General features: G+C 33.0%; 14 protein-coding genes. 10 read left to right on the top strand and 4 right to left on the bottom strand.

Features of this window, described 5'->3' with window-relative positions:
• Positions 1-3: 3 nt before the first annotated feature.
• The 5 genes from F8154_RS15700 to F8154_RS14435 all read left to right on the top strand — a co-directional run bounded on the left by F8154_RS15700 (position 4) and on the right by F8154_RS14435 (position 4,402).
• Complete coding sequence (locus tag F8154_RS15700) at positions 4-147, top strand: ATP-binding protein (RefSeq protein ID WP_279237218.1); 144 nt, start codon at positions 4-6, stop codon at positions 145-147.
• Positions 148-237: 90 nt separating this feature from the next.
• On the top strand, positions 238-414 hold the full coding sequence (locus tag F8154_RS15255; RefSeq protein WP_192930325.1) for a hypothetical protein: 177 nt from the start codon (positions 238-240) through the stop codon (positions 412-414).
• A gap of 158 nt (positions 415-572) precedes the next feature.
• The gene (locus tag F8154_RS14445) at positions 573-2,354 is read left to right on the top strand and encodes an ATP-dependent metallopeptidase FtsH/Yme1/Tma family protein (protein ID WP_243141273.1); all 1,782 of its coding nucleotides are present in this window, start codon (positions 573-575) and stop codon (positions 2,352-2,354) included.
• 255 nt (positions 2,355-2,609) lie between these two features.
• A complete protein-coding gene (locus F8154_RS14440) occupies positions 2,610-3,047 on the top strand; it encodes an MOSC domain-containing protein (RefSeq protein ID WP_151862327.1) in 438 nt (145 codons plus the stop codon).
• A 143-nt stretch (positions 3,048-3,190) separates the two neighbouring features.
• Positions 3,191-4,402, top strand: a complete 1,212-nt coding sequence (locus F8154_RS14435) for an EAL domain-containing protein (RefSeq protein WP_151862326.1) — start codon at positions 3,191-3,193, stop codon at positions 4,400-4,402.
• A gap of 245 nt (positions 4,403-4,647) precedes the next feature.
• Here F8154_RS14435 and F8154_RS14430 read toward each other — a convergent pair whose 3' ends face one another.
• Positions 4,648-4,890 carry a hypothetical protein gene (locus F8154_RS14430; protein WP_151862325.1) on the bottom strand — a complete coding sequence of 81 codons (243 nt, stop codon included), beginning with the start codon at positions 4,888-4,890 and terminating at the stop codon, positions 4,648-4,650.
• A gap of 390 nt (positions 4,891-5,280) precedes the next feature.
• On the opposite strand from F8154_RS14430, the gene polX reads away from it, so the two are divergent.
• A complete protein-coding gene (gene polX / locus F8154_RS14425; RefSeq protein WP_151862324.1) occupies positions 5,281-7,005 on the top strand; it encodes a DNA polymerase/3'-5' exonuclease PolX in 1,725 nt (574 codons plus the stop codon).
• Here polX and F8154_RS14420 read toward each other — a convergent pair whose 3' ends face one another.
• Complete coding sequence (locus F8154_RS14420; protein ID WP_243141272.1) at positions 7,006-8,553, bottom strand: putative polysaccharide biosynthesis protein; 1,548 nt, start codon at positions 8,551-8,553, stop codon at positions 7,006-7,008.
• A 165-nt stretch (positions 8,554-8,718) separates the two neighbouring features.
• On the opposite strand from F8154_RS14420, the gene F8154_RS14415 reads away from it, so the two are divergent.
• From F8154_RS14415 to F8154_RS14400, 4 genes are all read left to right on the top strand, one after another.
• Positions 8,719-9,345 carry a diguanylate cyclase gene (locus F8154_RS14415; protein ID WP_151862322.1) on the top strand — a complete coding sequence of 209 codons (627 nt, stop codon included), beginning with the start codon at positions 8,719-8,721 and terminating at the stop codon, positions 9,343-9,345.
• Between the two features lie 50 nt (positions 9,346-9,395).
• Positions 9,396-9,869 carry a peroxiredoxin gene (locus F8154_RS14410; RefSeq protein ID WP_151862321.1) on the top strand — a complete coding sequence of 158 codons (474 nt, stop codon included), beginning with the start codon at positions 9,396-9,398 and terminating at the stop codon, positions 9,867-9,869.
• 63 nt (positions 9,870-9,932) lie between these two features.
• Positions 9,933-10,118 carry a type Z 30S ribosomal protein S14 gene (locus F8154_RS14405; RefSeq protein WP_151862320.1) on the top strand — a complete coding sequence of 62 codons (186 nt, stop codon included), beginning with the start codon at positions 9,933-9,935 and terminating at the stop codon, positions 10,116-10,118.
• A 12-nt stretch (positions 10,119-10,130) separates the two neighbouring features.
• The gene (locus tag F8154_RS14400) at positions 10,131-10,373 is read left to right on the top strand and encodes a hypothetical protein (RefSeq protein ID WP_151862319.1); all 243 of its coding nucleotides are present in this window, start codon (positions 10,131-10,133) and stop codon (positions 10,371-10,373) included.
• A gap of 106 nt (positions 10,374-10,479) precedes the next feature.
• Here F8154_RS14400 and F8154_RS14395 read toward each other — a convergent pair whose 3' ends face one another.
• Together F8154_RS14395 and F8154_RS14390 are read right to left on the bottom strand one after the other, a co-directional pair.
• Entirely contained in the window at positions 10,480-11,286 is an 807-nt protein-coding gene (locus F8154_RS14395; protein ID WP_151862318.1) for a histidinol-phosphatase HisJ family protein, read from the bottom strand.
• A gap of 85 nt (positions 11,287-11,371) precedes the next feature.
• Positions 11,372-12,277 (bottom strand): arginine deiminase (locus tag F8154_RS14390; protein WP_151862317.1); only part of this gene is annotated, 906 nt, incomplete at its 5' end.

Genomic DNA, 12,277 nt, shown 5'->3' with positions numbered 1-12,277 from the left:
AATATTGAATTTACGCGTTGGGCAACTGTACTTTATGATGAACAAATGAGAAGTGCCCTACTAGATAGACTTATACATCACTGCTATCTTCTTATATTCAACGGTGATAGCGATCGAATGAAAAATTCACTCATTCGATTAACATAATAATTCCCCACAGGTGCCTGGGGAAAAAACTTTTACAAAAGTGAGGAATTTCCCCTTGCAAAAAACACTGTAGCTAACCGATTAGTCTATATGGAGGTAAGTATAGATAGCTTATATATATCTATAATTAATTCCTTTCTAGTAGCTGCAGCGGCAATAGGTAATTATGATATTATAACCAATAAAATGAAAAAACGTGAGGTAAGAGAGCTTGAAAGATTAAATAAAGGCAAGGATAAGCTGTTGAGCCTTAAAAAAAGTCAATAGAAGGTTAATAAAGCATAATGCTTTATTTTTTTTTGAACTTATGTTAAAATATTATGTAAACCTCCCTTGTGTTTGTATGCCCAAAAACCTTTACATAGGCTACCCCATAGTAACAGCATATGGGTTAGTCATTATATGAATAGAAGGGGGTATTATAATTGAATTCTGTAATAAAAGACATCAAAAAAATCATTATTATTAGTTTAATAGTGATTAGTATAGGTTTAATTGCATATGGTATATATAACTTTTTAAATAAACCAGAGTATATTAAAGTATCCTACAGTAGCTTTATTGAAAAGGTTGAGTCAGGGGAAATAGCTGAGGTACATTTAAATGATGAGCCTGAATTAAAGGGACAATTAACCGATGGACAGTACTTTAAAACTGATAACCCAAGAATTGATAATTTAAAAGAAATGCTACTAATGAACTCGGTAAATGTGGTTGAGGTTAATGAGCAGCACACATTAGGTGAAATAATAGCCTTTGTTGGGCTTATAGGTGGTTTTATAGTACTAGCTATTTTTCTTTCACGTAATAATGAAAGACAAGCATCAAAGGAATACGATAAAATGTCTTCTATTGAGTATTCTTCTGAAAAGAACAAGCAGCTAACCTTTAGTTCTGTGGCAGGTAATGATGAAGCAAAGGAAAGCTTAATGGAGCTGGTGGATTTTCTAAAGAATCCCGATAAATATATGCGTTATGGGGCTAGAATGCCTAAAGGAGTAATTTTGTATGGACCACCTGGTACAGGTAAGACATTAATGGCAAAGGCACTTGCTAGTGAAGCGATGGTGGACTTTATGGCTGTTTCAGGCTCAGATTTCGTCCAAATATACGCAGGCTTAGGTGCAGCTCGAATTAGAAGTCTATTTAAAAAGGCAAGAGAAAAAAGCAAATGTGTTATATTTATAGATGAGATTGATGCTATTGGTAAAAAAAGAGACCGAGGTGGACTAGGGGGTAGTGACGAGTCAGATAGAACATTAAATGCCTTATTAACAGAAATGTCTGGCTTCAAGGGTAGTGAAGGGATTATTGTATTAGCAGCTACAAATCGACTAGATACCCTTGATGAAGCCCTTTTGAGACCAGGAAGATTTGATAGACAAATAGAAGTAGGTTTGCCTGATCTTAAGGCTAGAGAAGAAATATTACAGTTATATTCTGAAGATAGACCAATTTCACCTGCATTAGATTTAGGACGATTAGCACAGCAAACTGTGTATTTCAGTGGAGCAAAGCTAGAAAGCTTAATGAACGAAGCTGCTATTTATGCTGCTAGAGATAATGCTAAAAGCATTGAAGATTATCATGTAGATAAAGCCTTTTATAAAGTAATTGCAGGAGATGAGAAAAAAAATAGAAGTCAAATAGCTAAGCAGGATAGAAGGATAACTGCATTCCATGAAGCAGGACATACTGTAGCAACTAAGCTGTTGGCATCTGCAAATAAGGTAACAAAGGTAACTATTATTCCAAGTACTAAAGGAGCAGGAGGCTTTTGCATGAATATTCCTCCAGATAAAATGTTCCATACAAAGCTTGATATGATAAATAATATTAAAATTTCTTTAGCAGGGCGAGTAGTAGAAGAAATAATATTTGGTAAGGATAATATTACTACAGGAGCAAGCAATGACATTCAAAAAGCTACTGAGACCCTGTTAATGATGATTAAGCATTTTGGTATGAGTGAAAAAATGGGAATGCTTAACTATGAAATGCTGATGGGACAGCAGGCAGCAGATGGCAACCTAGTAAAGGAATGTAACCACAGTATGGAGGCATTATATAACGAAACAAAGGAATTAATTAATGATAATATTGAGTTAGTAACTGAAATAGCAAATGAGCTATTGAGAAAAGAAACATTAAATGAAGATGAAATAGATATAATTATAGAAAATGTTAGCTTGCGAAGAACCCATTAAGGGTTCTTTTTTCATACCATATTCTAATATCTTTGTTTACTACATTATATTCAAATGGTAGAATGTAGTTGAAGTAAGGATATTAAAAAGTACTAGCAACATCACTATATAAAGCTATTTCTGCAATATTAGTTTTAATTCTGATTTTAGGTTTATTTATATCAAAAACTAATGTGAATAAAGAGTAATCATTTATTACTTAAAAAACAGATGAAACTGTAAATTATTAATGTTTGTAGACTAGGAGGAATACCAATGGCAAAGGTTGTTTCAATTAATATAAGCAGTAAAAAGGGGATACCTAAAACCCCTATCCAAGAGGGGGAGTTTATAACTAATTTTGGATTAAAGGAGGATTCCCATGGAGGTGATTGGCATCGTCAAGTTAGCTTATTAGCACAGGAGAGTATAGATAAAATTAAGGAAATGGGTATGGAAAACTTGTCTCCTGGTGTTTTTGCTGAAAACATAACAACGGAAGGGATCTGCTTATATAAGTTACCCATAGGAGCAAAAATGAAAATTGGTGAATCAATTCATGAGGTTACTCAAATTGGAAAACAATGTCATAATAGATGTAAAATATTTCATACAATTGGCGATTGCATAATGCCAAAAGAAGGTATATTTACCAAAATAATAATGGGTGGTTGTGTTAAAGTAGGTGACATAATTGAGGTGTTGAAGGATTAAATTAGTAAGAAATAAGCTAAATATAACTAAAAAGTAGAGAAATATCAAATTTTGGCTCTTTTCTCGATAAAATTTACTTAAAAATAACAAATAATGTTTTAATATAGTATAAAATGTAGTTGTAATAGAAGGGAGGAGCCAGAGTGACAATTTCAGCCGTTAGAAGTAACAAAAAAGAGTTTTTTGACATATTACATAATAATAGATTAGTAATGTTTTATCAACCTATAATATCTCTAAAGGATGGTGAAATATTAGGATATGAAGCATTGGCTAGGGGTCCAGAAAATAGCGTCTTTTATTACCCATGTAATTTATTTGATATAGCAAAAAAAATGAACAAGGTTTGGGAATTAGATGTTTTATGTAGACTTAGTGCTATAAAGGGAGCTAAAGATGTTATTGAGGATAAGTATTTATTCATAAATGTAGATTCCAATATAATTAAAGATCCTGATTTTAAAAAGGGGTTTACAAAGGAGCTTTTAGGTAATTACAGTATTGAACCAAGACGGATTATATTTGAGATTACTGAACATACTGTAATAGACAATTATAAAGGCTTCAGAGAAATACTTGAAAACTATCGTAGCCAAGGATATAGAATAGCTATTGATGATGCTGGGGAAGGCTACTCAGGCTTAAGAACCCTATCGGAAATTAGACCCAATTACATTAAGTTAGACATGGGCTTGATCAGGGAAATTGATAAGGATATGGTAAAAAAGGAATTGATTAAAAGCTTTCAACGATTTGCAGATATTACAGGTATAAAGCTAATAGCAGAAGGTATTGAAACCTATAACGAGCTTAAAACATTGATAGAAATAGGGATTGAATACGGACAAGGCTATTATATTCAAAAACCAAGTCCAGACTTTAAACCTATAAACCCTAATACTATCAATGACATACAGGGTTTAAGAAAAAAAGAAGGACAAGCATGTAAAGGTGAAATAAAAACATCTGAGCTAGTTAGACAGGATAATGCACTAGAGCTTAATTTGAAATGTATTGAAATACATAATTTATTTAGTTCAAATCAACTGCTGCAAGGGGTGACAATAGTAAGTGGAGAAAGGATTGTAGGGCTTGTTATGAGAAATAAATTCTATTTTAAAATGGCAGCCCACAAAGACAACGAAGCATTTGTTTCATTACCTATATATGCAATTATGGATAATGCCCCCCTAATAGTTGATGAGAATATGCCACTAATGAAGCTATGCAAAATGATAGTATTAAGAGAAGAGGAAAAAATATACGATTATGCTATTGTTACTAAAGCTGGGAAATACACAGGTGTTATTCCAGTAGCCCACATTCTAGAAAAACTAGCTAATATAGATATGTAGTTATTAAACTGCTAGTGTAAAGCAAAATATAGGTATTAAAAAGCAGTTTTTAAACACAAAGAAAAACCACCCTTACTCAACTGTTTTTTAACTAAAATTTGCGGCTGGTTTTTCTAATATACCTTTTCTACTGTTATGCATGGTTATATCTTCTTCCCATTTCCCATTGTACAGTAACTTCCAATCTAAAGCATCCATTTATTATTTTACAGACTTTAAAACCTGTAACCTTATTTCTTGATTTTCTACTTATCTGTTAACTTCTCTAACTTTTCTCGTGTTTCATTTATTGCTTCAATGCTTTGTCTGTACCCATCAAAAAGGGCTCTATGGTTTTCATCCATCTTATTTTCAAGCCTAACAAATCCATGCCGCATTTCAGCTCTTAATTCATCCTTCATCCCAAGCATATCGTCTCTTAATTCATCCTTCATTCCATGCATTTCATAATACATTTTCTCTAGCAAATTAAATATTTTATCATCCATACAGTTCCCCCCCTTTTTATTGTAAATTATGAGAAAGCTCAATAAAGTCCTTTAATCTTTGTAAAAATGTATAAATAATTATATCATAATAGCACAGCTATTTCTACTTTTTTACAATTATCTCAGCGGCGTTACTAACACTCCCGCTTCTTAAGCGGGAGATAAGTGCCGCCAAGCTAGAAAGTAAGCGGAACTAGAGTTCAGGTGGAGTTAAAACTCCATCTGAACTAAGTTTTCTTTATAAGCATATTCCAGTGTTTACTAAAAATATTGCTATTGCTGTATAATAACTTAACTGCTTATTATAATTAAAAATTAATATGAAAGCATTTAGCTTAATAAAAAATGGGTACTATAAATCTATAAAGAACTGACGCAGGAGGTTTATCAATGAATAAACATGATGTAAGCATTATTTTAGAAGAGATAGGCACCCTTCTTGAGCTTCAAGGGGAAAATCCATTTAAGGTAAAGGCGTATTATAATGGGGCAAGAATTATTGAACTGTTGGAAGAGGACTTAGTGGAGCTAGTTAAAGAAAATAGGCTTCATGAAGTAAAAGGGATTGGTAAGGCCCTAGAAGAAAAAATCACTGAACTAATAGAAACAGGTGCCTTAGAATTCTATGATAAATTAAAGGAGGAAATCCCCAAGGAACTACAGGAAATCCTTAAAATACAAGGAATTGGTCCTAAAAAAGCAAGGGTTTTATATAAAGACCTAGGTATCGAGACGGTGGAGGAGTTAGAAGAAGCCTGTACACAAAATCGTTTAGTGGACATAAAAGGCTTCGGTGAAAAAACACAAAATAAAATATTAGAAGGAATAAAAGGCTATAATAGCTTTAGAAATCAATTCTTAATATCAACAGGCCTTTCCTACGGAAACTTTATACATAATAAGCTAAAAGAGCTACCTCAAGTACAAAGAATAAGCTTAGCAGGAAGCATTAGAAGATTTAAAGAGGTAATAAAGGATATAGATATAATAGTAAGCTGCCTAGAAAAAGATATAGATTATGTAATGGATTATTTTACAAGTCTTGAAGGAGTACTGAAGGTTACTGGTAGGGGTAAAACAAAATGTAGTATAACCTTAGATATGGGTATGAATGTTGATATGAGAATAGTAAAGGATAGTGAGTTCCCCAATGCATTGCAGCACTTTACTGGAAGTAAGGAGCATAATACAGCCCTTAGACATAGAGCTAAGCAAATGGGCTATAAGATAAATGAATATGGAATATTTAAAGGTGATGAAATTGTTCCTGTAAAGGATGAAGGGGATATTTATAATATTGTAAAGCTGGAATATATCCCTCCAGAGCTTAGGGAGAATAATGGAGAAATAGAGGCTGCTGAATTAAGTAATATACCAAAGCTGGTGGAATTATCCTCAATAAGGGGAGTATTTCATGTTCATAGCCACTTTAGTGATGGTAGGAATAGTATTGAAGAGCTTGTTAAAGCTGCTATAGATAGGGGCTTTAAGTATATAGGAATATCCGATCATAGCAAAAGTGCAATTTATGCAGGAGGCCTTAAGGAACAGGATATTCAAAGACAGCATAGTGAAATTGAAGGCCTTAGAAGGAAATATCCCAATATTGAAATTTTTAAAGGAATTGAATCGGATATATTGGCGGATGGTTCTTTAGACTATAGGGATGATGTATTGGAAACCTTTGATTATGTAATTGCCTCCATTCATTCCCATTTCAATATGGATAGTGATACTATGACTAAAAGAATTATTAAGGCTATAAAAAACCCATACACGAAGATATTAGGACATGCTACTGGTAGACTTTTACTTTCAAGAAATGCCTACGATTTAGATTTAAAAGAAATCATTGATACCTGTAGTAAGTACAGGGTCGCCATAGAAATAAATAGCAATCCCCATAGGCTTGATTTAGACTGGCGTATGTGTAAATATGCAAAGGAAAAGGGTGTAAAGCTAGTAGTTGAACCAGATGCCCATAGGGTTGAGGGCTTAGATGATATTTTTTATGGTATTGGAGTAGCAAGAAAAGGCTGGTTAGAAGCTAAGGATATATTAAATACATATGATGTTGAGGATATCAAAAGCTATTTTAGCAGTAGAGATGTTTAGTTATCCCTTAATTGAGTCTATTAATGCTTTTATGTTTATTGTCTTTGTTATAATAAGACAAGCTATGTATGCTAACCCTCCTGTAGTAAATGCTATTATTCCCTTTAGAGCCTCACTGGTAATAAAACTACCCCTATGAATAAATAACATAATTAAAATCATAAACAAGGAGGACAGTAAAGGCTTAATTACACTCTGTGTTAATGACAGCTTAAATGGTACGAAGCGATACAGAGTAATTAAATGGAGAATAAAAATAACAAAGGAAGACAGTATAAAGCCAATAAAAAAACCATTAATTCCGTACTTAGGATTGGGTACTAAGAAGTAGGTACAGTAAAGCTGGATTAGCATACCTAAAAGGAAGTTTATTGTAGTAATCACTTGCTTGCCTAACCCGTGTAGTATTCCTGAGAGAGTGTGCTGCATACACATAAATAGGGTTGAATAGCTTATTATTGATAAATATACTCCAACTTCCTTTTGATGATAGATTAAACCTGCCAGTTCTTTCCCTAAAACTGTATATACTAATGTAACTGGAATTGCTACTAATAAAGTGATTTTTATTGCAAGGCTGGATTTATAAGAAACATCACTTAAATTATTGACGGCAACCTGTTCAGAAATATTTGGAATTACATTTATAACAAGTGCACCAGTCACTGTAAAAGGTAAAAAGAGAAGGGGCATTGCCATACCAGCAATTTTACCAAATATCTCAATGGCTGCAACAGAGGTGTATCCCGCAATAACAAGTCTATGGGGAATTAGTATTGAATTAATTGTTTGCATAAGGACTGATATAAGTCTGCTGATGGTTATTGGTATAGATATATATGCAATGTCTTTAAAATAGCTTAAAAAAGAGGTTCCCAGAAGGTTTAAGGAGGTTTTTCTATATATTAGCTTTTTAATATTAAAGCCGATTATGAGGTAAACAAGACCAAAGAATTCACCAACCGATAGACCTATAATAGCAATAGTTGCCATAGTAATAGGGTGATTAGGATTTTTATAGTAGAGATATAATAATACAAATAGAATACGGGTTACCTGTTCTAGTATCTGGGCAGATGCCGCTGGTTTTAAATCCTTTAGACCATAAAAGAAGCCTCTTAAGATACTGGAAAAGGTTATTAAACTTATTGCTGGTATAACCCAAAGTATTGGCAGGTGTAAATCTGAATTTTTAAGTATACTGTTTACAACTATATCAATATTTAATGAAACAATAACAGTTAAAAGTAATGAAATAATACCGCCTATTAAAAGTGAAATTAGTAGGATTCTATATATTCCATTTCTATTGTTTAAAGAGTTTTCCTTTGCTACAAGCTTTGAAACTGCAATTGGTATTCCTGCTGTTGGTAAAGTAATTAAAACCATCAAAAAGGGGAAAACCATTTGATATAAGCCAATGGCCTGTGGACCTATCATTCTTGATAGTATTATTCTATAGATGAATCCAAGAGATCTAACCACAAAGTTTATTGAGGCTAAAAGAATTACACCTAAAATGAATGAAAATTTTTTCAAGGTTATCACCCCATAATATATTCATATACAATAACTATTCCAATAAAAAATACATTATTACCTAAAAAGCTTAAATGAAATTTCATATTGTCAGTGAATAATTCATAAATGAGGGTACATATAAATAATCAATAATATCAACAGAAGCAATTAATTGATTAAGGGGGAGTCCATGTGATTGATAAAATAGATGGCATATTACAAAAAAACGATTTTATAAAGAAAATTAAGGAAAAAATTCATCATGGGAATGAGAGCTTTACAATCGCCTCAATAGACATAGACAACTTTCAAACTGTTAATAGATATTATGGAGAACAGGTGGGAGATCAAGTAATAAAAAAGATAGCATCAATACTTAAGCAAAACATCTTTAAAAATGATGTTGTAGGTAGAGGCAATAAAGATGAGTTTAATGTACTACTTACTAATTCCTCAATAGAAACAGGCTTTATAAGGGTTGAAGAAATAAGAAAATACTTAGACAAGCATACTTTTAGAATGGGTGATAAGAAGTCAGATATAGATATAAAAATTAGTGGTGGATTGGCAAATTATCCAAAGCATGCAAGAAATGTAGAGGAGCTTGTTAAAGCAGCCGATGGTGCTTTGTTTAGAGCTAAGAGAGAAGGTAAAAATAGAATATACCTTGCAGAGGATGAGGGCATGGTTTTAAGATCTAATTATTATACAAAAACTCAATTAGAAAAGTTAATGGAGCTTTCTAAGAAGACCTACAAAACTGAAGAGTTTTTGTTAAGAGAAGCAATTGATGATCTATTAGAAAAATACCGCAAATAAAAGCATAATGCTACATAACATATAAGCAAAAAAATTAAGAGGTGATAAAAATGGACAGGCCAGCTATAGGCGAATTAGCTCCAGATTTTAAAGCTGAAGCTACTAATGGAGAGGTAATAAGTATAAAGGACTTCATAGGTAAAGAGAATATTGTTTTATTTTTCTACCCTAAGGATAATACCCCAGGGTGAGCTAGTGAAGCCTCTGAGTTCAGAGATAACTATAATAGCTTTAAGGAACTAAACACAGTTGTATTTGGAATTAGCAAGGATAGTATTAAGAGTCATTTAGGGTTTAAAGAAAAATTAGGCTTACCCTTTGAATTACTAAGTGATGAAAACAGACACATACATGAATTATATAATGTATTAAAGTCAAAAAAAATGTTTGGAAAAGAGATATTGGGTACTGAAAGATCAACCTTTGTAATTAACACTAAGGGTATACTGGTTAAGGAGTTTAGGAAAGTAAAAATAAGAGGACATGCTGAAGAAGTACTACAATATTTAAAATCTATGGTATAAAAGGATTTAAATTAGCCATTATGTAAATAATAAAGCTACCAAGAAAACCAAAGGAGGCTACATATGGCTAAAAAGGCACTAAAGATTAAGCAGCAGAGAAGGGCTAAATATAAAACAAGAGAGTATTCAAGATGCAATATATGTGGGCGACCCCATTCGGTATTACGGAAGTTTGGAATATGTAGAATTTGCTTTAGAGAATTAGCCTATAAGGGGCAAATACCTGGAGTAAAGAAGGCTAGCTGGTAGGGAGGTTAACCAATGGAATCCGTTTGTCCCATATGTAATTGCTTATACAGTTATAATATAAAATGCCCAAAATGTGGTGGAGCAATGAAGGATTACGGTGTAATTCAAGATTATTTTGATGATTATAGTCCATATCTTGACAGGAGTATTACAGAGGAGATAGATGGGGTCCCAAAAGATGAGTGTATGCATATTTTCTACTGTGAGGTATGTGATTGGGATCATAGGGTTGCTATTCAGAGGATATTAATGTGATAAAGAGTTTATACTAAGAAGCTAGAAGTCAGAGGTTAGAGGTGTGAGAATATAAAAGCTCTCACCTCTAATTTTTTGCATTGTGACTTTAAATCCACATAAAATCCTATAATAAACTAGATAGTCTATGGAAGCTGGGCACCATTCTACTAAAGGTACATACATATTTGAAGCCAATAGCTTCAAGGGCTTTTACTGCGTTTTTCAAATCAAAGGATAATTGATTTGTTGTATGGGCATCAGACCCTATTGTTATTATTTCTCCACCCAACTCATAATAAAGGCGAAAAACATCTAAAGAGGGGTGATAATCCCCAACTCTATAACGTATACCAGAAGTATTTAACTCAATACCCTTTCCCTTATCTATAACCTTCTTCAATATTTTACTTGTTGCCTCATAATAGGCTTCGAGGGGTAAGGGAATATCAAAGCTACCATAACGCTTAACAACATCTAAATGACCAAGGACACTAAAATCATCAAAATCACATAAAATGTCATACAGTTCTTCAAAATACACCCTATATGCTTCTAACTGTGTTTTTTCAGAATAAAAAGCACCAGAGAATAAATCTTTTTTTTCTACAGAGTGTAAAGAACCAATAATGAAGTCAAAGGAGTTGTCTTTAAAATCCCTACTATACTTGTCTAATGTGTGGCTTTGTAACCCAAACTCTACTCCCTGCTTAATTCTAATTCTGTCATTATACTTTAATTGATATTCTTTAATGGTTTTTTGATATTCCATATAGTCAAAGGTGATGTTATTTCCCTCGCCATCAAAATCATAATCTATATGATCTGTAAAGCATATTTCTTTTATGCCTTTAGAAATAGCAGCTTTAATTCCAAGCTCCATTGTCATATTTGCATCCGGTGAAAAGTGACTGTGTACGTGGTAGTCAAACATTCCTTTGCCTCCTAATTTTAACAAGTATAATTACAAAGTATATTTTATAACGAATTATATTTATAGTCAAAGATTTTTGTTTGACTTATATGTCCTGCCGAACCAGAGGCATACTCATACACCTAGGGCCACCTCTGCCCCTTGACAGTTCAGATGAATCAAATTCTAATACCTTAATACCAGACTTTCGTAAAGCCTCGTTTGTTACATAATTTCTGTTATAGCAAACAACCTTACCTGGTGATATTGCTAGGGTGTTACTGCCATCACTCCATTGCTCTCTGCCAGCGGCAATTACATCATTATTGCCACATCTAATTAGCTCTACTGATGGTAAGCCCAGATATTTTTTTAGAATTGATGATAAGTCTTCTGCTTCATAATTTATTTTTAAATTTCCTCCACTTCCTTTTCGCAGACTATATACATCTAAGGGCATTTCTATTCCAGGGTAAATAGTAAATTTATCGTAGTCTATCATAGTAAACACTGTATCTAAATGCATATATGCCCTAGTTTTAGGAATGTCAAAGGCAAGTACAACCTCAAAGGGTTCATCGGAATTGAAGATATTTCTTGCCACCATCTCAACAGCTACAGGATCAGTACGATCGCTAATACCGATAGCAATTACCTTTGGAGAAAGCACCAGTTCGTCCCCACCCTCAATAGGATGGGTTTTGTTTCGATTATACCATCTTTTAGTATTTTTAAATCTTGGATGATAATCAAATAAATATTTGGCAAAAAGAGTTTCACGATTTCTAGTTACAGAAGCCATTACATTTAAGGTTACGCCATTTCCTATGGTTGCAAAGGGATCTCTTTGAAAGTATAGATTTGGAATTGGATCAAGATAGAAGGGATAAGGGTTTTTGACCATGTCAGCTAAATGCTTATTGGTTATATCCTTTATCTCCTCCTTTCTGACACCACCTATTACTTTCTTTATTAGCTGTAGGGGAGTGAGGGGAGCAAAAAAATCCTGTAA

Origin of the sequence: Alkaliphilus pronyensis (assembly GCF_009017275.1) — a bacterium.
Lineage (GTDB): Bacteria > Bacillota > Clostridia > Peptostreptococcales > Natronincolaceae > Alkaliphilus_C > Alkaliphilus_C pronyensis.
The sequence above is the reverse complement of the archived record's forward strand: the minus strand, read 5'-3'. Positions and strand labels throughout refer to the sequence as shown.